Consider the following 21,512-nt stretch of genomic DNA (forward strand, 5'->3'; position numbering starts at 1 on the left):
GCTTATCCGGCGGAATGTTACGCGTCATCACCCTCAACCTCAACGGCGTCCGCTCGGCAGTCGGCAAGGGCTTTCTCGACTGGCTCGCCACGCAGGACGCCGATGTCGTCTGCGTGCAGGAACTCAAGGCGCAGGCCGGCGACCTCAGCGACGCGATGCGCACGCCGAACGGCTACACCGGCCACTTCCATCACGCTGAAAAGAAAGGCTACAGCGGCGTCGGGCTCTACACGCGGCGACCGCCCGACCGCATCGTCGAAGGACTCGGGATCGCCGACATCGACGCCGAAGGGCGCTTCCTGCAGCTCGATTTCGGCCCGCTGTCGGTCGTGTCGCTGTACCTGCCGTCGGGCTCCAGTTCCGAGGAGTGCCAGCTGGCCAAGTTCGGCTTCATGGAGCGCTTCCTGCCGCATCTGGCGACGCTGCGTGCGTGCGGTCGCGAGATCATCGTCTGCGGCGACTGGAACATCGCGCACCGGGAAATCGACCTGAAGAACTGGAAATCGAACCAGAAGAATTCCGGCTTTCTCCCCGAGGAGCGCGCCTGGTTCAGCCGCGTGCTCGAGGAACAGGCGTGGGTCGACGTCTATCGCCGGCTCTACCCCGAGGCCGGCGGCGAAGGCTACACGTGGTGGTCGAACCGCGGCCAGGCGTGGGCAAAGAACGTCGGCTGGCGCCTCGACTACCAGATCGCGACCCCCGGCATCGCCACGACTGCGAAGTCGGCCGAGGTCTACAAAGCACAGCGCTTCAGTGACCACGCGCCACTGGTGGTCAATTACGATTTCAGCTTCTGACAGTTCGCGGGCACTTGCGGGAAGCGGTCAGGAGCTGCCGCGCGGGCGTTTAACGGAGCAAACGTTCGAATGGCCGCTCTACGCCCATTGCGCCCGCTCAACGCAGAGGGGTGGCCGATCCGGAGCAGGCTTGAGGGACGCTGGCACTCGCCCCTATAATATGGCTAGCTATCAGTTATAGGGGTTTAGCCATGAGGCCTGTACCCGTCTTTGAAGCCAAGAACCGGCTGTCCGAGCTGCTGACCCTTGTCGAGCGGGGGGAGGAGATCGCGATCACGCGGCGGGGGGTGGCGGTCGCGCGACTCGTCGCCATGGATGCGGACGCATCATCGGGCGATGCCGCGCGCCGGCAGGCCGTGGGTGAGGTGTTCGCCGATCTGCGCCGCTTGCGTGAGTCGTTCGATCTCGAGATGGATGGCGACGGCGACTTGAAAGCGATCGCGCGCGAAGGTCTGGCATGAAGGCCTTCGTACTCGACAATTCGGTGTTGTGTGCGTGGTTCATCGCCAGCCAAGCGACACCGTATGCCGATGCGATCGCACAGCGGCTTGAAACGGAGCGCGCGATGGCGCCCGCCTTGCTGCAACTCGAGTACATCAACGTGTTGCGTACGGCATGCAAGCGCGGGCGTTTGCTGGCGCAACAGGCGCGGGAGGTCGTGGAACGGGTCGGGATCCTGCCGATCGAGTTCGACGCCCAAGCGCCGAGCGCGACGGCCATCCTGTCGCTCGCCCTGCGCTTCGACCTGACAACCTACGACGCCACCTACCTGGAACTTGCGCTTCGCGAACAACTGCCGATCGCAACGCAGGATGCTGCGTTGGCAGAGGCTGCCTGGGCGGCGGGCGTGGGCGTGGTGAAGTAGGCTCCGGGCTGCTGCAGGTCGTTAGAAGGAGCCGTTGCACGTGCCGGCCAGTCCGTTGCCACGCTGACAGCCTATCGTCCAGTACGCCCATCGCGCCCGCTCGCGCAGGCCCGGAACGCGTCGTTTCACTCGTGATTTGCCTTCATCTGGGAATGGCGCTAGCGTGTACTCAGCTCGCGCGTCCGCGCGGATGTCATGACCTGAAAAGGGGATGAGAACATGCTGAATACAACCGATGCGGTGTCCCGCGACAAGCTCGTCGCCGACTTCAAGGTGGTGGTCGCGGATGCCGAGGAACTGCTCAGACTGACGGCCGGCCAGGCAGGCGACAAGCTCACCGATGTGCGCACCCGGCTGGGCGACCGCCTGGTCACGGCGAAGGACCGCATCGCGGATGCCGAATCCGCAGTGCGCGAACAGACGAAGAAAGTCGCCTATGCGACCGACGACTACGTTCACAAGAATCCCTGGCAATCGGTCGGCGTCGCCGCCGGCGTCGCGTTCCTGCTCGGCCTGCTGGCCGGTTCCGGGCGTCGCTGATACGCGATGGCGGAAGAGCCGAGGCCGCGTCTGGCCGCCAGCCTGCGCGGTCTCATGGATTCGGGGCTGGGGATGGCCCAGTCGCGGCTCGAACTGCTCGTCGTCGAGGTGCAGGAAGAAAAGCTGCGCCTTGCCGGCCTGTTGCTGAACATCGTGCTGACCGCGGTGCTGGTCGGATTCGGCATCGTGTTCCTGGCGATTTTCCTCACCGTCCTGTTCTGGGAAGAGCATCGCCTCCTCGCTCTCGGGCTCGGCACTGCGGCGCTGTTCGGCGCGGGCTTGTTCACCGCCTCCAATGCCGCCGCCGATCTGCGGCGTGGCACGCGGCTGTTCGCGGCCAGCCTCGCTGAACTCGCGCGCGATCGCGAAGCGATGCGGCACAAGGAATGAACCTCAAACTCGTCGAACTGGCGCTGAAGAAGCAGCGGCTGCAGATCCGGGCGGACCAGCAGCGCACCGAAATGCTCGGTCACCTGCGCGGCATCGAGTCCGCGCTCGACCTCGTCGACCGCGCGCGCGACCAGATGCGCTGGGCACGCGAGCACATCCCGCTACTGTCTTCGGTGGTGCTGATCGCGGCGCTCGTTCGGCCGCGCGCGACGTTGCGCGTGGCGCGCCGGGCATGGCTCGGCTGGATCGTTTTCAGGAAGCTCGGCCAGCGGTTCGCGCCCGCGCTCGGCGCGTTCGAACGCCTGCGCGCCGGCCGGCTGTAGCGATTTCGGCCCCGCCGGCGAAACTTCCTGCGCCGGCGGCAGCCTCACTTAGCGGACCGGTTCGTCCGGCAGGAGCCCCGCGTTGAACGGGGCACCGCCGACCCCGCCCGGTAGAATGGCCGCTCCGACGTTTTCGCAATGCATCAGGAGGCTGCAGCAATGCCGGTCGATATGGACGAAATCATCCGCGCCCGCGAGGAGGCCGATTGCCTCGCGGACGCTACTGCGGTCGATGCCGCGCTCGCGCGCATGGCGGCGGAAATCACCGCGCAGATGGCCGGCAGCAATCCGATGGTGTACACGGTGATGAACGGAGGACTGGTCATCGCCGGGCGCATCCTGCCGCGGCTGCCTTTCCCGCTCGAAGTCGGCTACCTGCACGCGACGCGCTATGGCCACGCGCTGAAGGGGGGCACGCAGCTCGACTGGCGCGTGCGCCCGACGTGCGACCTGCGCGGGCGTACCGTGCTGGTGCTCGACGACATTCTCGACGAAGGCCACACGCTGCACGCGATCCTGCAGTACCTGCGCGCCGAAGGGGCGAAGGAAGTGCGCGCCGCGGTGCTCGTGCACAAAGTGCACGACCGCAAGGCCTACCCGGGGATGCGGGCGGATTTCACCGGGCTCGACGTCGCCGACCGCTTCCTGTTCGGCTGCGGCATGGACTACAAGGGCTACTGGCGCAACGCGCCGGGGATATACGCAGTGAAAGGACTTTGAGGAGATCCGCGATGCTGTACACATTCAAGTCGGACGCCGCCGCCCCCGTCATCATGTTCGCCGACGTCGCGAAGAAGCTGATCGCGATCCTCGGCAAGGACCCGGAAGACGTCAAAGGCATCGTCACCGTCGAACAGCTGCCCGACGCGATCGAGCGGCTGCGCGTCGCGATCGACGAGGACAAGGCGCGCCAGGCCGCGCATGACGAGGAGACCGAGGAGGAACAGGAGGCTGCCGCCGCCGCGGGCAAGACCGGCATGGGCGCGCCGGTCGGTCTCGCCCAGCGCGCCTGGCCGCTGCTCGACATGCTGCAAGCGTCGCTGAAGGACCGCGTGCCGGTCGTCTGGGGCGTCTGAACGTCAGCGCGCGAGCGGCACGACCGTCTGCTCGATCGCGCCGAACACGTCTTCGCCGCGGGCGGTCAGCATCTCGATCCGCACCCGATCGCCGAAACGCATGAACGGCGTCTTCGGCGCACCGGTTTCGATCGTCTCGTAAGTGCGCACTTCGGCGAGGCAGCAGTAGCCGACGCCGCCGTTTTCGATGCTCGAGCCATGCAGCCCGCCCTGCCTGTTCGACACGGTGCCCGAACCGATGATCGAGCCGGCTTCGAGCTCGCGCGTCTTCGCGACATGGGCGATCAGCTGCGGAAAGCTGAACGTCATGTCGACGCCTGCATTCGGGCAGCCGAACAGCCGGCCGTTGTGCGTCACGCGCAGCGGCAGATGCACGCGCCCGTCGTGCCACGCCATGTCGAGCTCGTCGGGCGTGACCGCGACCGGCGAGAACGCCGAGGCCGGCTTCGACTGGAAGAAACCGAAGCCTTTCGCGAGCTCGGCCGGAATCAGGTTGCGCAATGAGACGTCATTGACGAGCAGCAGCAGGCGGATTTTCAGCGCGCATTCGTCGGCCGAGGCGCCGAGCGGCACGTCGCCGGTGACGACCGCGACTTCGGCCTCGAAGTCGATGCCCCAGTCCTCGCTCGCCGCGACGATGTCGTCGCGCGGGCCGACGAAGCTGTCCGAACCGCCCTGGTACATCAGCGGGTCGGTGTGGAACGACTCGGGCAGCTCGGCGCCGCGGGCGCGCCGCACGAGCTCGACGTGGTTGATGTACGCCGAGCCGTCCGCCCACTGGTACGCGCGCGGCAGCGGCGAATGGCACTGCGCCGGGTCGAACGGGATCACGTGCCGGCCGAACTTTCCGAGCCGCCCGTGGTTGAGCAGGTCGTAGACCAGCTCGAGGTCGTCGACGACGGCCTCCCAGTTGTCGAGCGCCGCCTGCAGCGTCTTCGCGATCGCGGCGACCGGCTGGCAGCGCGTGAGGTCGCGGCTGACGACGACCAGCGTACCGTCGCGCCCGCCCTGCTTCAGAGTCGCGAGCTTCATCGTGCGCCCCCTTCCCCGCTCATGCTGCCGTCGTGCATCCAGCGCGCGTGCTGCGGCGCGCGCTTCGTCCGCGACCATTCCTCGATCATGTCCCACTTGACCGCGTCGAGCTTCTGCAGCATTTCCGGGGTGCCGGTGTTCGCCGCGAGCTCGAGCCGGTGGCCGCTCGGGTCGAAGAAGTAGATCGACTTGAAGATCGTGTGATCGGTCGGACCGACGACGTCGATGCCGGCCGCTTCGAGGCGCGCCTTCGTCGCGAGCAGCACCTCCATCGATTCGACTTCCATCGCCAGATGCTGCACCCAGTCCGGCGTGTTGCGGTCGCGGTCCATCGGCGGCTTCGTCGGCAGCTCGAAGAACGCCAGCACGTTGCCCTGGCCGGCGTCGAGGAAGATGTGCATGTACGGGTCGGGCGCTTTCGTCGACGGCACTTCGTCCTCGGCGATCGCGAGCACGAGCTTCATGCCGAGGTGCTTTTCGTACCACTCGACGGTTTCCTTCGCATCGCGACAGCGGTACGCGACGTGGTGGATCTTCTTGATCAGCATTGTTCGTCTCCAATGAATAGCCGGCAGTCAAATACCGTTCGGGGCCGGCAATCAAATACCGTTCGGGCTGAGTCTGTCGAAGCCCCGCCACCACCCTTCGACCAGCCTGTCCTGAGCAAAGTCGAAGGGCTGAGGGCGAACGGGATGCGTTTGATGCTCAGGGCGAACGGGATGCGTTCGAGGCCCACTCACTCCCGTTGCGCGCCCAGACGCCGTCGCGGGCGATTGCCATCGCCGCACGCAGCACCGAGATGTCGCCGATGTGGTTCGCGAGCAGCAGGATCAGCCGCGCGTTGACCATCGCGCTTTGCTCGGCGGTGAGGTCGCGGTGCGTCTCGATCAGCGCCTCATAGAAGTCGTCGCCGGGGCTGAACGCGCGGAAATAGCGCTTGCCGGGTGTGAAGAAGTTCGAATCGGTGTTGAGGCTCATGTTTCCACTCCTTCAGGCGTTGCAGGTCGCGCGGGCGAGCGCGGCGCGCACGAGGCCGGCGTCGAAGCTGCGCCAGCGGGCCGCGACGTGCTGGTCGGGCCGCACGAGGTAGGTCGTGGCCGGTTGCAGATCGTAACGCTCGCGGATGCGCCCGCGGCTGTCGATCAGCGTCTTCAGGCCGCCCGGCGCGGCGCCGCGCTCGGCGACGACGAGCGCTTCGACCGGCACCGGCGCGTCGGCCAGCGCGGCAAGGGCCGCCACATCGGCCGGCGCGATGGCCGCCGCATCCGGCACGTAGTAGAGCAGCTGGAAGCGGTTGCCGGTGGCCTGCAGCAGCCACTGCTCGCCGCCCGCCGTCTCGATCGGCGCATCGTCCATCGGCGCGCCCGGCACCATGACGCCGGCGAAGGCATCATTATCCGGCGTGTTGAGGCTCGACTCGGTGAGGAAGCTCGGCACCGACAGGCGGCCGGAATTGACCAGCGCGCGGGCGAACGGGTAGTCCTTCGCCAGACCGAGCACCGCGTTGCGGAACGTCTTGCTGACCGCGCTCTTCGGCGTGATGAAATCGGTCGAGCGCGTCGAATTCATCAGGTTCTCGTCGGCAGCGGCGACGCGCTCTTCCGAATACGTGTCGAGCAGCGTAGCCGGCGCCTTGCCGTCGAGCACGAGCTTCAGCTTCCACACCAGATTGTCGGCATCCTGGATGCCCGAGTTCGCGCCGCGCGCGCCGAACGGCGACACCTGGTGCGCGGCGTCGCCGGTGAACAGCAGCCGGCCGTGGCGGAACTCGTGCATGCGGCGGCACTGGAACGTATACACGCTGACCCATTCAAGCTCGAACTCGCGCTCGTCGCCCAACATCGCCTTGATGCGCGGGATCACGTTCTCGGGCTTCTTCTCCTCTTCCGGGTCGGCGTGCCAGCCGAGCTGGAAGTCGATGCGCCACACGTTGTCGGCCTGGCGATGCAGCAGCACCGACTGGTTCGGGTGGAACGGCGGGTCGAACCAGAACCAGCGCTCCGCCGGATAATCCGCCTTCATGACGACGTCGGCGATGAGGAAGCGGTCCATGAAGATCTTGCCTTCGACTTCCAGCCCCATCATGTGACGGATCGGGCTGCGCGCGCCGTCGGCGACGACGAGCCAGTCGGCGTCGAGCGAGTACGCGCCGTCGGGCGTCTCGACGCGTAGCGCGACGCGGTCGCCCTCGTCGGCGACGGCGATGACGTTGCTTTTCCAGCGCAGGTCGATGTTCGGCAGGCTCTGCGCGCGGCGCACGAGGTATTCCTCGAGGTAGTACTGCTGCAGGTTGATCATGCCCGGGCGGTGGTGGTCGGGCTGCGGGCACAAGTTGAAGTTGAACACTTCTTCCTCGCGGAAGAACGTGCGCCCGACGTTCCACGACACGCCTTTTTGCACCATCTCCTCGGCGCAGCCGAGCCGGTCCATGATCTCGAGCGCGCGCTTCGCGTAGCACACGCCGCGCGAGCCGATGCTCACCGTGTCGTCATTGTCGAGCAGCACGACCGGCGTGCCCTGGATCGCCAGGTCGATCGCCGCGGCAAGCCCGACGGGGCCCGCGCCGACGACGACGACCGGATAGCGCCCGTCGCGCTGCCCGGCAAGTTCCGGCGGCCTGCGGTATTCGAACTTCGGATAGTTGTACGTGCTGAGCACCGGTGCTCCTCCTCTTCTGCTTTTGCTCGGCCGGCGCCGCCTTCTGCGGGCGGTCACCGATCTGTCGTCTGTCGGGGCGGGGGTGCGGCTTATTGCTGCAGCGCGTGCCACATCTGCTGGTCGCGCTCGGCGGTCCAGACGCGCGGGTCGCGGATGCCGGACGCTTCGTCGTGCGCGCGCGTCACGTCGAACGGCAGGCAGTGCTCGTAGATGAACACCTGACCGAACTGCGGATCCATGTTGCGGCGCGTCAGCTCCATCGTCGCCTTCAGGTCCATCCCCTGCGCGACCGCTTCCTGCGCGCTGCGGTACAGCGCCGTCACGAACGCTTTCGTATAGGCGATGCCCTGCGCGACCTGCTCCGGGTTCTTCAGCGCCGGACCGCGTCCGGGGACGAGCTTCTCGGCGCCGAATTGCGCCAGCCGGTCGAGCGTCGCCGGCCAGTCGGCGAGATACGCGTCGCCGGTGTAGCACGCCGCGTCGAACTCGACGAGATCCCCGGAGAACAGCACCTTGTCCTGCGGCAGCCACACCACCGTGTCGCCTTTCGTGTGGCCGCGGCCGACCTGCCGGATGTTCACTTCGAGGCTGCCGAGCCACAGGCTCATCTCGCCGGTGAACGTGATCGTCGGCCAGGTCAGCCCCGGCACGCTCTCGACGGCGTTGAAGAGCCGCGGAAAGCGGCCGATCTCGGAGTCCATGTCCTGCTGACCGCGCTCGACGATCAGGTCGTAGGTGTCGCGGCTGGCGATGATCTGCTCGAGCCCTTCGCTCTTGTAGCCGGACGCGCCGAGCACGCGCACCGCGTGGTAATGCGTCAGCACGACGTACTTGATCGGCTTGTCGGTGATCTCGCGCACTTTCGCGATGACGCCCTGCGCCATCACCGGTGTCGCGGTCGCATCGATGATCATCACGCCGTCGTCGCCGACGACGATGCCGGTGTTCGGGTCGCCTTCGGCGGTGTAGGCCCAGGCATGCTCGGAGAGCTGTTCGAAGCTGATGCGCTTTTCTTCGAGGTCGGCTTGCGAAGCGAAAACCTTGGTGTTCATGAACGGACTCCTTGAAGTGCGGCGGATGGACAAAGCGTAGTCGATGATTTGTTATTAGTCAATCGATTCGCTATTGTTAAATTCACCCCCCGCGGAAAGCATGTGCTTGCCGCCCCCGCTGCTAAGATTCGCGCCGCACAGGAGACCACCGTGAAACACGAGCAGATGGCCGAGCCGATCGCCCCCCCTCCCGCCGAACGCAACGGCGACCGCCGCGGCATCCAGTCGATCGAAGTCGGCGGCGCGCTGCTGCAGGCGCTCGTGCGCCACGGCGGCCCGATGATCCTCAAGGAGCTCGCCCGCACCGCCGGCATGCCGCCGGCCAAGGCCCACCCCTACCTCGTCAGTTTCGGCAAGCTCGGCCTGATCGAACAGGACCCGTTGACCGGCCGTTACGGGCTCGGCACGTTCGCGCTGCAGATGGGCCTGTCGGCGCTGCACGGCCTCAACCCGCTGCGCGTCGCGACGCCCGAAGCGGCGAAGCTCTCGGACGAAATCGGCCAGAACGTCGCGATCGCGGTGTGGGGCAACCAGGGCGCGACGGTCGTCAGCATCGAGGAATGCAGCCGCCAGGTGCACGTGAACATGCGCGTCGGCACGGTGATGAACCTCGTCACTTCGGCGACCGGCCGGGTCTTCGCCGCATACCTGCCGGCGCGCCTGACCGGAACGCTGATCGCCGAAGAGCTCGCGCACCTCGGCCGCGCTGGCGACCCTTCGCTGCATCTGACGAAAAAACAGCTTGGCGACGAACTCGAAGAAATCCGCCGCCAGCGCCTCGCGCGTGCCGTCGGCCAGCCGATCCCCGGCATCAACGCGTTCTGCGCCCCGGTCTTCGACCACAACGGCCACATCGCGCTGACGATCACTGCGATGGGCGCCGCGGACAACTTCGACCCGGACTGGCACGGCCCGCTCGCCGAGAAACTGCGAAGCTGCGCGGAGTCGATCTCGGCACGACTGGGGAAGATGGAAGGCTGATCGGCCGAATATCAAAATTGCCGTGACATAGATCACCGTTGCATGCCCGGCGCAGGGATCGGTGTCGAGGAGATGATCGGCCGCACTGCGACGACCTGCCGGGTCGGGAAAGCCTGACGTCACTCGCGCTCGAACGGGGTAATCCAGCGCGATGATGTATCGTCTTCACTCAGGACGTGCTTACCACGCCGGCGGCGACGACCCGCCCGGATATCGGCGGAGCTGCGCGTGCGGCGATTCTCAATAGGCTGCCGGGCAGCAAGGGAATTTCCGCTGCGGACGGCGTTCGAATTGCGCGAGGGATGATGCGGGTTCCGAAGCGTCGGCAGGCCGTAGGTCTCGTCGAAGGGCAGCGTCAAGCGGCCGGGGTGACACCGTGAGAAAAGCAATCCAGGGAAGTTCGTTGTCTCGCCCGGAGAACAATTTCCAGGTCAAGGCCGCATGGGAGAAGCTCCTGAGCGGGCAATTCGGTGGCACGACCCGCGCGCTGCGCCCTGCGATCGACGACTCGTGGCGGCGCTGCCTGGTCGGGCAGGTGGATCCCGAACGCGGCGGTGCGCGCCCACCGGTCGAGCGCGGCGAACTGGAGGCATTGCGCAACCGGAACGAGCGCCTGATTTCGGCCAGCGCTCCGTTCATGATCCAGGCCCGGGAATTTCTCGCCCACACCGGCACGGTGATGATTCTCGCGGACCCCGAGGGCACGATCCTCGACGTCGAAGGCGACGCGCACCTGCTCGACCCGATCCAGCACGCGGGGCTGGTTCCGGGCCACAACTGGCAGGAGTCGAGCATGGGCACCAATGCCATCGGCACCGCGCTGGCCCTCGGGCAGCCGATCCAGGTCCATGCGTCCGAGCACTTCTGCGAAGCAGTCCAAAGGTGGACCTGCTCCGCGGCCGTGATCCGCGACCCGGTGGACGCATCGGTCCTCGGTGTGCTCGACCTTTCCGGCTTCAGGCGTGACTACAGTCAGCACAGCCTGCCGCTGATCGCGACCACCGCGAACAGCATCGAAGCGCGCCTCGCGCAGATGGAACTGGAGCGGCGCTTCCAGTTGTTGGAGGCGACGGTGCAGCGGCTGTCCGCGGCGGACGGCGTAATCGTCTTCGATGGCCGCGGCCGGCTGGTCAAGGTCAACGAGCGCGCCGCGCCGGCGCTGGCCGCATGGGGCGTGACGCTGAGTGCGGACACGAGCCTTCCAGTCGGCAGCGGAGCATCCGGGATGGGATCGCCGCAACTGCCGGACTGGGTCGTCGCCAGTCGCATTGAGCCGGTCTTCCGCGGCGTCGGGCTGCTCGGATTCATCGTCTCCGTCCCGCTGCCCGCGGTGTCGCCGCAGCCGCCGCCCCCTGCCGAAATCGCGCCGGTACCGGCAAGGGAGTCGGGCGAGTCGGGCGGCCAGCAGGCGATGCTGGCGACGATGATCGACCAGTCGGCTTCGCTGGTTTCCCTCAAGGACCTGGACGGCCGCTACGAATTCGTGAACCGCCGCTTCGAAGAGGTGTTCGGCATGAAATCCGCCGACATCGTGGGTCGAACCGATGCGCAGCTGTTCGAGCGGGAACAGGCCCGGCAGCTGCGCGCGCGCGATCTGGAGGCCATCGAGCAGGCCGTCCACAGCGAATCGACGGACGAGATCGACCTCGGCCACCGTCGGCTCCGCCTCGCCACGGTCCGCTTTCCGATCTTCGATGAAGCCGGTCGGATCACTGCGCTGTGCACGCAGGCGACCGAACTCGACCGCGCCGGCCTGCACGCCCCGGCGCCAAGCGCGGGCGATGCGATGGGGCGCACCGACGAAGGGGTCATGATCACCGATGCGCACGGCGTGATCCTGACCGTCAACGCCGCGTTCACGCGGATCACCGGCTACAGCCTCCAGGACGTCGCGGGCAAGCTTCCCAGCATCCTGCAGTCCGGGCTTCATTCGAAGGAGTTCTACGAACGCTTGTGGCTCAGCCTGGCCGAGCATGGCCGCTGGCAGGGGGAAATCCAGAACCGGCGCAAGAGCGGCGAGATTTTTCCGGAGTGGTTGACGATCTATGCGGTGAAAGGCGCCGACGGCGAGGTGCAGAGCTACATCGCGCTTTTCGGCGACAGCAGCGCGCGCCAGGGCGGCGAGTTCATGACGATGCACGATGCGCTGACCGGCCTGCCCAACCGCAAGCTGCTGATGGAGCGCCTGTCGGACTGCATCGCCGACGCGCGGCGGCGGCGCGACAGCCTCGCGGTGATGCTCATCGACCTGGACAACTTCAAAGGCATCAACGACTCGCTCGGGCACGACGTCGGCGACCTGCTGCTGCAGCAAGTCGCCGAGCGCCTGCGGCGCTGCCTGTGCGACGCCCACACGCTGGCCCGTGTCGGCGGCGACGAGTTCGCCGTCATCGTGCGCAGCGTCACGCTCGACGAGATTCGTCGCCTCGCGGCGCACACCCTCGACTATCTGTCGGGGTCGTTCTGCATTCGCAGGCACGAACTGTGCGGAGCCGCCAGCATCGGCATCAGCCTGTTCCCCGAAGATGGCGACACCGCGACCGGCCTCCTGCAGAACGCCGACACCGCGCTGTACGTGGCCAAGGCACAGGGCCGCAATCGCCTCCGGTTTTTCGCTGCGGAGATGCAGGCCCTGGTGCAGCAGCGCATGACGCTGGAAGCCGGCCTGCGGGCGGCGATCGACAACGACCGCTTCGAGATCGTCTATCAGCCGCAGACCGCGCTCGCCGACGGCGAGCTGGTCGGTGCCGAAGCCCTGTTGCGCTGGCGCGACCCGGTCCTCGGCGACGTCCCGCCGGGGCGCTTCATTCCCGCGGCGGAGGAAGCCGGGCTGATCGCCACGCTGAGCGAGCAGGTGCTCGCCAAGGTGCTGAGCCGCATTGCGCTGTGGCGCTGCCAGGGTCTCGTGCCGCCGCGGATCTCGATCAACATCGTCGCTCAGCAGCTGCGCGAACCGCATTTCGTCGAACACGTCTGCGAACTGCTCGAAAGCCGCGGGGTGCCACCCGCAGCGATCTGCCTCGAACTGACCGAAGGGACGCTGATGGAAGACCTGGACGGCGCGAGCCAGATGTTGTCCCGGCTCACCGAGCGCGGCATCGCCGTCAGCATCGACGATTTCGGCACCGGGTATTCATCCCTGGCCTATCTCGGCCGCCTGCCGATCCATGAACTCAAAGTGGACCAGAGCTTCGTGCGCGGGATCGCCGGCGAGGCCAGCAAGCGCTCGATCATTACCGCGATCATCGACATGGCCCACGCGCTCGGGATGCAGGTGCTCGCGGAAGGCATCGAGACCGAAGAGCAGCTGGCCTTCCTCAAGGACCGGCACTGCGAGATGGGGCAGGGCTACCTTTTCCATCGCCCCCTCAGCGCCGACGTTTTCGAGCGGCTGTTCGCACCGGGCGGCGGGACACCGCCCCGCGCCTCGGCACCTTTTGGCCGGCTGGCGTCGTGACCGGCGCGCGCCGGCGTGATGCGCTCCCTGGCGCGAGCACGGCCGGCCTGCTGGCTGTCGCCGCGCTGGCGATCACCCTGCCCGCGCAGGCCGACCCGGGCCGCGCACCGCTCGTCGCCGTCGACATCGGCCACACGCTCGCGGCGCCGGGCGCCACCAGCGCCCGCGGACGCACCGAGTTCGAGTTCAACCGCGACCTCGCGCTGCAGGTGAGCGCAGCGCTCGAACGGCTGGAGGTGAGAACGGAACTCGTGAATGACGACGGCGCGATCGAATCCCTCGCGGCGCGCCCGGCGCAGGTAGCGGCCGCGGATTTCTTCCTGTCGATCCATCACGATTCGGTCGGCGAGTGGGAGCTCGAGCACTGGCAGCCGCACGGCGAGACGCACAGCTACAGCGACCGTTGGGCGGGGCATTCGCTGTTCGTGTCGCGGCGCAATCCGGATCTCGGGCGCAGTACGCTGTGTGCGGTGGCGATCGGGGCGCGGCTGCAGCGGGCGGGTTTCGTGCCGACGCAGAAGAACGGGCGCCAGCGCGAATACGCCGACCGGCAGCATGCGGTGCATTTCTACGACAATCTCGTCGTGCTGTACCGCGCGCGGCAGCCCGCGCTGCTGTTCGAAGCCGGCGTCATCAAGCACCGCGACGAGGAGCTGCTGCTGCGCGACCCGCGCCGCCAAGTGCTGATGGCCGGCGAGATCGCGACCGGTCTCGCGGCGTGCCTGAGCGCGGGGCGCTGACGACAATCGTCGTGCCGCGCGCTTTCGGACGCGCCGCGAAGTTCAGCTCAGCTTCTCGCCGTGTTCCCGCGTCGCGTGGAAACCGACTTTCGGCCACTTTTCCATCGTCACTTCGAGGTTGTAGCGGCTCGTCGCCAGATACACCGGGTTGCCGTCGACATCCTTGCCGACCCGCATGCCCTGTTCGCGCTCGAAGTTGCGGCGCGTGACTTCATCCGGGAAGGTCAGCCAGCGCGCGGTGTGGATGTCGGCGGACTCGAAGACCGCGTCGACCTTGTATTCGTCCTTGAGGCGCTGCGCGACGACTTCGAACTGCAGCTGGCCGACCGCGCCGAGCAGCATGTTGCCGCCTTCCTGCTCGAACACCTGGATCGCCCCTTCCTCGCCGAGCTCCTGCAGGCCTTTCTGCAATTGCTTGGACTTCAGCGGGTCGCGCAGGCGCGCGGCGCTGAAGAGTTCCGGCGAGAAATACGGGATGCCCTTGTAGCCGAGGTTCTCGCCTTCGGTCAGCGTGTCGCCGATGTGCAGCTGGCCGTGGTTGTGAATGCCGATGATGTCGCCGGCGACGCCGTCTTCCTTCAGCACGCGTTCGTTCGCCATGAACGTCAGCGCATTCGCGAGCTTCATCTCGCGCCCCATGCGCACGTGCTTCACTTTCATCCCCGATGAATAGCGCCCGGAGCAGATGCGGAAGAACGCGATGCGGTCGCGGTGCTTCGGGTCCATGTTCGCCTGGATCTTGAACACGAAACCCGAGAACGGCGCCTCGGCGGGCATGACCAGGCGCTCGCTCGCCTCGCCGGCGCCTGCGACGCGCGGCTGCGGCGGCGGCGCCCAGTCGAGCAGCGCCTGCAGGATCTCCTGCACGCCGAAGTTGTTGATGCCCGAGCCGAAGAACACCGGCGTCTGCTTGCCGGCGAGGAAGTCGCCGAGCGAGAACGGGTGCGAGGCGCCCTGGATCAGCTCCACTTCCTCGCGCAGCTTGCCGACTTCGAGCGGGAACAGGGCGTCGAGCTGCGCGTTCGCGATTCCTTTGATGACTTCGGCCTCGCTGCGCTTTTCCTCGCCGGGAGCGAAGCGCAGCACGCGGTCTTCGAGCAGGTGATAGACGCCGCGGAACGTCTTGCCCATGCCGATCGGCCACGTGATCGGCGCGCAGTCGATCTTCAGCACCTCCTCGATCTCCTGCAGCAGATCGAAGCTCTCGCGCACTTCGCGGTCCATCTTGTTGATGAACGTGATGATCGGCGTGTTGCGCAGCCGGCACACTTCGAGCAGCTTGATCGTCTGCGTCTCGACGCCTTTGGCCGCGTCGATGACCATCACCGCGGCATCGACTGCGGTCAGCACGCGGTAAGTGTCTTCCGAGAAGTCCTGGTGGCCCGGCGTGTCGAGCAGGTTGATGGTGTGCCCGGCGTAATCGAACTGCATCACCGAGCTGCTCACCGAGATGCCGCGCTGCTTTTCGACTTCCATCCAGTCGGACGTCGCGTGGCGCGCGCTCTTCCTCGCCTTGACGGTGCCGGCGAGCTGGATCGCGCCGCCGAACAGCAGCAGCTTTTCGGTCAGCGTGGTCTTGCCCGCGTCAGGGTGGGAGATGATGCCGAAAGTGCGGCGACGTTCGACGTCGCGCAGCAGCTCGGGCGGGAACGGGGTCGCTGAGGGGACAGCTGAAGGGGTCACTGAGGGCGTGGCGGAGGGCGTGTCGGCCATGGTCGGTTCGCAAAAAAACAAAGCCGCCGAGCCGAGCAGCCGGGCGGGGACAAGCCCAATTCTATCAAGTAATTACCGGATCGCAGCAGATTGGCGCGAGCCTGCGGAAATCTGCGATGATGCGGCCCTCCCGCAATTCGACGATATCGTCATGCCCCGAGCCACTCCGACGCTGCGCCAGCGCAAGATCTTCGCCCTCACCCGCATCCTCGCCGGCCTCGTCGCCGCGTGCTATCTCGGCTACGTCGTCGTCGCCAACCTCGCCGCCGGGCTGCCGTTCGACCGCACGCTGCTGTTCACGGCGCTGGTCGCGGTCGCCGGATTCGCGTACGCGGCGTGGTATCTGCGCGACCTGTCGGCGGTCGCGCGCGAGGAGCGCGAACAGCGCAGCGCGAACGACCAGCGGTAACGCCATGTCGCCGCCCCGGCACCGAGGCACTTCTGCCCCGGTGGGCCACGACCGGCCGAGTGCGCAGGATTCCCGCCGCTTCGCTCAGGCCCGCTCCCCCGCCTTGCCGGGAACATACGGTTCATGCAGCTCGACCGGCTTCGCCGCACGCTTGCGCATGCGGATGTTGAGCATCTCGACGACGACCGAGAACGCCATCGCCGAATAGATGTAGCCTTTCGGCACGTGGTGGCCGAAGCCTTCGGCGATCAGCACGACACCGACGACCATCAGGAACGACAGCGCGAGCATCTTCACCGTCGGGTGCGCCGAGACGAAGTCGCCGATCGGGCCGGACGCGACCATCATCAGTCCGACCGACGCGACGACTGCCGCGATCATCACGGCGAGGTTGTCCACCATGCCGATCGCGGTGATGATCGAGTCGAGCGAGAACACCAGGTCGATGACGATGATCTGCGTGATGACTGCGGCGAACGTCGCCTTGACCGCGCTCGACGCTTCGCCCTCCTCGCCTTCCATCAGCTGGTGGATCTCGCCGGTGCTCTTCCACACGAGGAACAGGCCGCCGAGCAACAGGATGACGTCGCGCGCCGAGAATCCGTGCCCGAACACTTCGAACAGCGCCCTGTTCAGGCTGGCGAGCCAGGCGAGGAGCGACAGCAGCGCCAGACGCATGAACATCGCGAGGAACAGGCCGAGCCGCCGGGCAAAAGCGCGCCGCTCGGGCGGCAGCTTGTCGACGAGGATCGAGATGAAGATGATGTTGTCGATCCCGAGCACCAGCTCGAGGACGGTGAGGGTGAGGAAAGCGAAAATCAGCTGCGGGTCGGTCAGGAGTTCGATCATGGCGTGGCATGCGGGAGCGATGGCGCCCGACTATACAACACGTCCTCGTAAAAAATGCCGAACCGCGGGTTCCGTCGCCGGACACCCGCGGTTCGCCGAAGCAAGCGCCTGCGCGCGAGCGGTAAAAACCTCAAGGCTGGCGCCGCTTGCCGACCTGGTCGCCGATCACGCCGCCGATCGCCGCGCCGCCGACGGTGCCGAGCACTCCGCCGTCAGTCGCGACCGCCCCGGCCGTCCCGCCCACGCCCGCGCCGATCACGGCACTCCTTTCACGCGACGACATGTTGTCCCACGTTGCACAGCCGCTGGCAGCGATCGCCAGCACTATTGCCGAAACACCGGTCCGGATGTTCATGATGACCTCCTGACTGCACCAACAGATTTCCAGACGGCACCGATCGGCCCACCAATCCGCGCCGCTCAGTTTTCGGACGGACCGCGGAAACGTGCCGTTCCCGTTTTCCAGCCGATTCTGTTACAAGAAATTCCGCGACTGGCGCCCAGGTCGGCAACGTAAAGCTCTCGACACACGCTTCCCGACGACGCGCAGCGTCAGGCCTCGGAAATCGACATTTACATTCCTGTGCTCGTCACGCCGCCGCCTGGGCTTGCGCGGATCCGGAATGCGGAAGCAACCGCCCATACCCTCGACGTAGTAGAAGCGGTATCCTTCGCCCCGTGCTGCCGCCGGCTGCGCAGCCCTCTGCACCGATCACGATGACGATTTCCCGTACCGCCCGATGCCTGTCGGTGCCGTTCGCCAGTTGCGCAATCGCGACGTGCGCGGCTGCCGGCGAAGTGCCGTATCTCGAAGAACTGCCCCGCGTGCTCAGCGCCTCGCGCCTGCCCCAGCCGCTGCACGAAGCACCCGGCGCGGTCACGGTGATCGACCGCGAACTGCTCGCCGCGACCGGTTACCGGGACCTCGCCAGGGTGTTCCGGCTCGTGCCCGGGATGCAGGTCGGGCAGGAGCGCGGCCACGCGCAGTGGGTCACGTATCATGGCCTGTCGAACGATTTCCCGACCGAAATGCAGGTGCTGATCGACGGACGCTCGGTGATCACGCCGAGCGCGTTCGGCGGCGTCGACTGGAGCGCGCTGCCGCTGACCCTCGACGAGATCGATCGAATCGAGATCGTGCGCGGCACGAACGCGGCGAGCTTCGGCGCCAACGCGTTTCTTGGCGTCATCAACATCATCACGCGCCACAGCGCCGAAGGCGCAGGCACTGGCGGCGCGCTGCGGATGGGCAGCGGCGGCGTGCGTGACGCCGAAGCGGGCTGGACGAACAACGGAGATTCGCCGGTTTCGCTGCGAATCAACGCCGCTTCGCAGCGCGACGACGGTTTTGACGGAGTGCACGACACGCGTCACATGGATATCGCGACGGTACGCGGCGACTGGCAACTGTCGTCGCAGGACAGCCTGATGCTGCGCGCGGGCGCGAGTGCCGGACGGCGCGGCGAAGGCTACACGGATTCGGTGTTCGGCAACAACGGACCGCGTGACGCGCGCAGCCTGACCACGACGCTGCACGTGAAAGGGCGCCACGGCGCGGACGACGGCGAGGAATGGCTGCTGAATTATTACCGCACCGACGAACGGCTGCGCGACGAATGGATCGCGAGCGCGCCCGGCTACCCGATCGTACCGCTCGAGCGCAACCGGCACAGCGTGCGCAACCACCTCGAACTGCAGCATCGCAGCAGGCCGTCGCCGGCGCTGCAGCTGGTGTGGGGCGTCGGCGCGCGGCGCGACGACGTCGACGCGCCGTTCCTGTTCTTCACCGGCAACCCCGCTCCGCAGCGCCTGCACCGCGTGTTCGGCAACGCCGAATGGCGCCCGCTCGCGCGACTGACGCTGAACCTCGGCGGCGCCCAGGAAAAGTATTCGACCGCACCGGCGCATTTCAGCCCGCGCGCGTTCGCCAACTGGCAGGCGACCGATACCGACACGCTGCGCGGCGGCTATTCGCGCGCGTGGCGCCAGCACAATCTTTTCGAACGCCAGGGCGACATCCGCGCCATCGACCCGGCCAGCGGCGAACTCCTCGCCCGTCCGTTCCTGCCGCACCGGAATCTGCGCCAGGCCCGCGTCGATACCGTCGAATTCGGCTACTTGGGCCGCTTTGCGGCGTGGAACTCGATGCTCGACGTGCGCCTCTTCAACGAGCGCATCGACGACTTCATCGTGCGCGTGCCGCAGCCCGATCCGTTGCCGGCGCCGCTCCTCGCCGGCTTTCTCGGCTCGACGCGCTACGAGAACCTCGGCCGGCCGGTGACGCTGCGCGGCGTCGAATACCAGCTCATCGCGCGCCCGCGCAGCGGAACCGAACTGCGTGTCGCGCACAGCGTGATCGACCGCGACGCCGGAAACCGCAGGCTCGAAGCCCGCACGGCACCCTACACCGCGAGCCTGAGCTGGCGGCAGGATTACGGCGCGGGCTGGAAAAGCATGATCAGCGTGCTGCGCATGGGGCCGCTCGCCGGCAGCGAAGGCTACGTGCCGCGCTTTCGCCACGTCACGCGCTCGTATACGACCGTCGACGCGAACCTGAGCTACGACACGCGCCTCGGCGGAAAACCGCTGCGATTCGCGCTCACCGCGCTGAATCTCGGGCCGCGCCACCCGGAGATCGCGAACGGCGGCGAGCGGATGCTGCACGACGGGGACGTGGTCAATCGAGCCACACGCCAGGTCTATCTCTCGGTCGCGCTCGCGCTCGACTGATATTGGCGATGACCGGCACCGGCGACTGGATTGCACTGCGCTCCCATCCGCACACGCCGTGCGCGGCGGTCGAAGCTCTCGCAGTCCGGGTCGACATCGTGTCCGACGGCACGCTCGGCCTGCGCTACCGGCTGCACGGCGACCTGGCGCGGCTGCGCATTCCGGCGCCGCGCCCGGCCGCCCGCGCCGACGGACTGTGGGCGCACACGTGCTTCGAATGTTTCGTCGCCATGCCCGGCACCGCGGCGTACCGTGAGTTCAATTTTTCACCATCCGGCGAATGGGCAGCGTATGCGTTTCGCGCCTACCGTGAGCGCGACGACGAAGCTGCACGCGCGACGGCGGTCGCGCCGCGCATCGCAATGGACGCGCAGGGCCGCCGGCTCGATCTCGACGTCCGCGTTCACGCCGCCGCGTTGCCCGCAGACAGCTTTGCTGGCCTGCAACTCGGGCTGACGGCGGTCGTCGAAGACATCGACGGCAAGTGCTCGTACTGGGCACTGCGCCACCCCGGTCCGGCCCCCGACTTCCACCTTCGCGACGGCTTCGCGCTCACGATCGGGGCCGCCCCCACCGCCGATCCCCGGCTCCGTCAAAGGACCTCATGACCGCCTCGATCCAGTTCGGCCTCGACCGCCTGCTCGACACCCCGGCGCTGCGCCGCCCGCTCGCCGGACGCCGGGTCGCGCTGCTCGCGCATCCCGCTTCGGTGACGCGCAGCCTCGTCCATTCGCTCGACGCGCTCGCCGCGCTGCCGGACCTGCAGCTGACCGCCGCGTTCGGGCCGCAGCACGGGCTGCGCGGCGACAAGCAGGACAACATGGTCGAGTCGCCCGATTTCATCGACTCGATGCATCACATCCCGGTGTTCAGCCTGTACGGCGAAGTGCGCCGGCCGACCGACGCGATGATGGACAGCTTCGACGTGCTGCTCGTCGACCTGCAGGATCTGGGCTGCCGCATCTACACGTTCATCACGACGCTGCGCTACGTGCTCGAAGCCGCGGCCGAGCACGGCAAGACGGTGTGGGTGCTCGACCGCCCGAATCCCGCCGGCCGGCCGGTCGAAGGCCTGCTGCTGCGACCGGGCTGGGAAAGCTTCGTCGGCGCCGGGCCGCTGCCAATGCGCCACGGCCTGACGATGGGCGAGCTCGCGCGCTGGTTCATCGCGACGCTGCGGCTCGACGTCGATTGCGAAGTCGTCGCGATGCAAGGCTGGCAACTGGACGCGGCGCCCGGCTACGGCTGGCCGGCAGGCGAGCGCAGCTGGGTCAACCCGAGCCCGAACGCACCGAATCTGTCGATGGCGCGCGCGTATGCCGGAACAGTGATGCTCGAAGGCACGACGCTGTCCGAAGGCCGCGGCACGACGCGCCCGCTCGAACTGTTCGGCGCGCCGGACATCGACGCCCGCGCGCTGCTCGCCGCGATGCGCGCGCTCGCGCCCGACTGGCTCGCCGGCTGCGTGCTGCGCGAGTGCTGGTTCGAGCCGACGTTCCACAAGCACGCCGGCCGGCTGTGCAACGGCCTTCAGATCCACGTCGAGGACGCCGCGCACTACGACCACGGCGCGTTCCGCCCGTGGCGCCTGCAGGCGCTCGCGTTCAAGGCGCTGCATCTGCTGCGGCCGGATTACCCGCTGTGGCGCGACTTCGCGTACGAATACGAGCACGACCGCCTCGCGATCGACCTGATCAACGGCAGCGAGCTGCTGCGCGAATGGGTCGATGACCCCGTCGCGACACCGAGCGACCTCGACGCGCTGGCGCAGCCGGACGAAGCAGCGTGGTGCGGAACACGCGAGGAATTCCTGCTCTACCGCTGAGACCTGGATCACGCGAACTGCCTGCGCAAGCTGCCGTTGACCCGCAGCGAAAGCATACAATCCGTCCCTCAGCTT

General features: G+C 67.2%; 23 protein-coding genes. 15 read left to right on the forward strand and 8 right to left on the reverse strand.

Annotated features, from left to right (window positions below):
• The first annotated feature begins 14 nt into the window (after positions 1-14).
• From PA01_07510 to PA01_07545, 8 genes are all read left to right on the forward strand, one after another.
• Positions 15-797, forward strand: coding sequence for an exodeoxyribonuclease III (locus tag PA01_07510; protein ID KON81472.1), 783 nt, complete (start codon positions 15-17; stop codon positions 795-797).
• A 191-nt stretch (positions 798-988) separates the two neighbouring features.
• Positions 989-1,258, forward strand: a complete 270-nt coding sequence (locus PA01_07515; protein ID KON81473.1) for a type II toxin-antitoxin system prevent-host-death family antitoxin — start codon at positions 989-991, stop codon at positions 1,256-1,258.
• The gene (locus PA01_07520; protein KON81474.1) at positions 1,255-1,662 is read left to right on the forward strand and encodes a type II toxin-antitoxin system VapC family toxin; all 408 of its coding nucleotides are present in this window, start codon (positions 1,255-1,257) and stop codon (positions 1,660-1,662) included. Before PA01_07515 ends, PA01_07520 begins: the two co-directional genes overlap by 4 nt.
• A 219-nt stretch (positions 1,663-1,881) precedes the next feature.
• Complete coding sequence (locus PA01_07525; GenBank protein ID KON81475.1) at positions 1,882-2,202, forward strand: DUF883 family protein; 321 nt, start codon at positions 1,882-1,884, stop codon at positions 2,200-2,202.
• A gap of 6 nt (positions 2,203-2,208) precedes the next feature.
• Positions 2,209-2,592: a phage holin family protein gene (locus PA01_07530; protein KON81476.1), complete on the forward strand. Its 384-nt coding sequence runs from the start codon at positions 2,209-2,211 to the stop codon at positions 2,590-2,592.
• Complete coding sequence (locus PA01_07535; protein ID KON81477.1) at positions 2,589-2,915, forward strand: YqjK-like family protein; 327 nt, start codon at positions 2,589-2,591, stop codon at positions 2,913-2,915. The genes PA01_07530 and PA01_07535 overlap by 4 nt, the downstream gene beginning before the upstream one ends.
• A gap of 159 nt (positions 2,916-3,074) precedes the next feature.
• Entirely contained in the window at positions 3,075-3,635 is a 561-nt protein-coding gene (locus PA01_07540; protein ID KON81478.1) for a hypoxanthine-guanine phosphoribosyltransferase, read from the forward strand.
• A gap of 11 nt (positions 3,636-3,646) precedes the next feature.
• On the forward strand, positions 3,647-3,991 hold the full coding sequence (locus PA01_07545) for a DUF1840 domain-containing protein (GenBank protein KON81479.1): 345 nt from the start codon (positions 3,647-3,649) through the stop codon (positions 3,989-3,991).
• Between the two features lie 3 nt (positions 3,992-3,994).
• Here the strand turns inward: PA01_07545 and PA01_07550 are convergent, their stop codons facing one another.
• The 5 genes from PA01_07550 to PA01_07570 form a co-directional block, all read right to left on the reverse strand.
• A complete protein-coding gene (locus PA01_07550) occupies positions 3,995-5,023 on the reverse strand; it encodes a fumarylacetoacetate hydrolase family protein (protein ID KON81480.1) in 1,029 nt (342 codons plus the stop codon).
• Entirely contained in the window at positions 5,020-5,571 is a 552-nt protein-coding gene (locus tag PA01_07555) for a VOC family protein (protein KON81481.1), read from the reverse strand. Before PA01_07555 ends, PA01_07550 begins: the two co-directional genes overlap by 4 nt.
• A 157-nt stretch (positions 5,572-5,728) precedes the next feature.
• Positions 5,729-6,001, reverse strand: coding sequence for a DUF2783 domain-containing protein (locus PA01_07560; protein KON81482.1), 273 nt, complete (start codon positions 5,999-6,001; stop codon positions 5,729-5,731).
• A gap of 12 nt (positions 6,002-6,013) precedes the next feature.
• The gene (locus tag PA01_07565; GenBank protein KON81483.1) at positions 6,014-7,681 is read right to left on the reverse strand and encodes an FAD-dependent oxidoreductase; all 1,668 of its coding nucleotides are present in this window, start codon (positions 7,679-7,681) and stop codon (positions 6,014-6,016) included.
• A gap of 89 nt (positions 7,682-7,770) precedes the next feature.
• A complete protein-coding gene (locus PA01_07570; GenBank protein ID KON81484.1) occupies positions 7,771-8,733 on the reverse strand; it encodes an MBL fold metallo-hydrolase in 963 nt (320 codons plus the stop codon).
• 165 nt (positions 8,734-8,898) lie between these two features.
• On the opposite strand from PA01_07570, the gene PA01_07575 reads away from it, so the two are divergent.
• From PA01_07575 to PA01_07585, 3 genes are all read left to right on the forward strand, one after another.
• Positions 8,899-9,714 carry an IclR family transcriptional regulator gene (locus PA01_07575; protein KON82372.1) on the forward strand — a complete coding sequence of 272 codons (816 nt, stop codon included), beginning with the start codon at positions 8,899-8,901 and terminating at the stop codon, positions 9,712-9,714.
• Between the two features lie 403 nt (positions 9,715-10,117).
• Positions 10,118-13,171: an EAL domain-containing protein gene (locus PA01_07580; GenBank protein KON82373.2), complete on the forward strand. Its 3,054-nt coding sequence runs from the start codon at positions 10,118-10,120 to the stop codon at positions 13,169-13,171.
• Positions 13,172-13,236: 65 nt separating this feature from the next.
• Positions 13,237-13,911, forward strand: coding sequence for an N-acetylmuramoyl-L-alanine amidase (locus tag PA01_07585; GenBank protein KON81485.2), 675 nt, complete (start codon positions 13,237-13,239; stop codon positions 13,909-13,911).
• 42 nt (positions 13,912-13,953) lie between these two features.
• On the opposite strand, the gene PA01_07590 is transcribed toward PA01_07585, so the two are convergent.
• Positions 13,954-15,624 (reverse strand): peptide chain release factor 3, encoded by a 1,671-nt coding sequence (locus tag PA01_07590; protein ID KON81486.1) that lies wholly within the window; start codon positions 15,622-15,624, stop codon positions 13,954-13,956.
• 151 nt (positions 15,625-15,775) lie between these two features.
• Between PA01_07590 and PA01_07595 the strand changes: the two genes are divergently transcribed.
• Entirely contained in the window at positions 15,776-16,033 is a 258-nt protein-coding gene (locus PA01_07595; GenBank protein KON81487.1) for a hypothetical protein, read from the forward strand.
• Between the two features lie 84 nt (positions 16,034-16,117).
• Here the strand turns inward: PA01_07595 and PA01_07600 are convergent, their stop codons facing one another.
• Together PA01_07600 and PA01_07605 are read right to left on the reverse strand one after the other, a co-directional pair.
• Positions 16,118-16,882, reverse strand: a complete 765-nt coding sequence (locus PA01_07600) for a TerC family protein (GenBank protein ID KON81488.1) — start codon at positions 16,880-16,882, stop codon at positions 16,118-16,120.
• A gap of 130 nt (positions 16,883-17,012) precedes the next feature.
• Entirely contained in the window at positions 17,013-17,237 is a 225-nt protein-coding gene (locus PA01_07605) for a glycine zipper 2TM domain-containing protein (protein ID KON81489.1), read from the reverse strand.
• 362 nt (positions 17,238-17,599) lie between these two features.
• On the opposite strand from PA01_07605, the gene PA01_07610 reads away from it, so the two are divergent.
• Genes PA01_07610 through PA01_07620 form a run of 3 tightly spaced genes read left to right on the forward strand, consistent with a single transcriptional unit; the run spans position 17,600 to position 21,437 of the window.
• Positions 17,600-19,612, forward strand: coding sequence for a TonB-dependent receptor (locus PA01_07610; GenBank protein KON81490.1), 2,013 nt, complete (start codon positions 17,600-17,602; stop codon positions 19,610-19,612).
• A gap of 8 nt (positions 19,613-19,620) precedes the next feature.
• Positions 19,621-20,220, forward strand: a complete 600-nt coding sequence (locus PA01_07615; protein KON81491.1) for a DOMON-like domain-containing protein — start codon at positions 19,621-19,623, stop codon at positions 20,218-20,220.
• Positions 20,217-21,437 (forward strand): DUF1343 domain-containing protein, encoded by a 1,221-nt coding sequence (locus PA01_07620; protein KON81492.1) that lies wholly within the window; start codon positions 20,217-20,219, stop codon positions 21,435-21,437. The genes PA01_07615 and PA01_07620 overlap by 4 nt, the downstream gene beginning before the upstream one ends.
• The last annotated feature ends 75 nt before the right edge of the window (positions 21,438-21,512 follow it).

This window comes from Azoarcus sp. PA01 (genome assembly GCA_001274695.2).
In the GTDB taxonomy this organism is placed as follows: domain Bacteria; phylum Pseudomonadota; class Gammaproteobacteria; order Burkholderiales; family Rhodocyclaceae; genus Aromatoleum.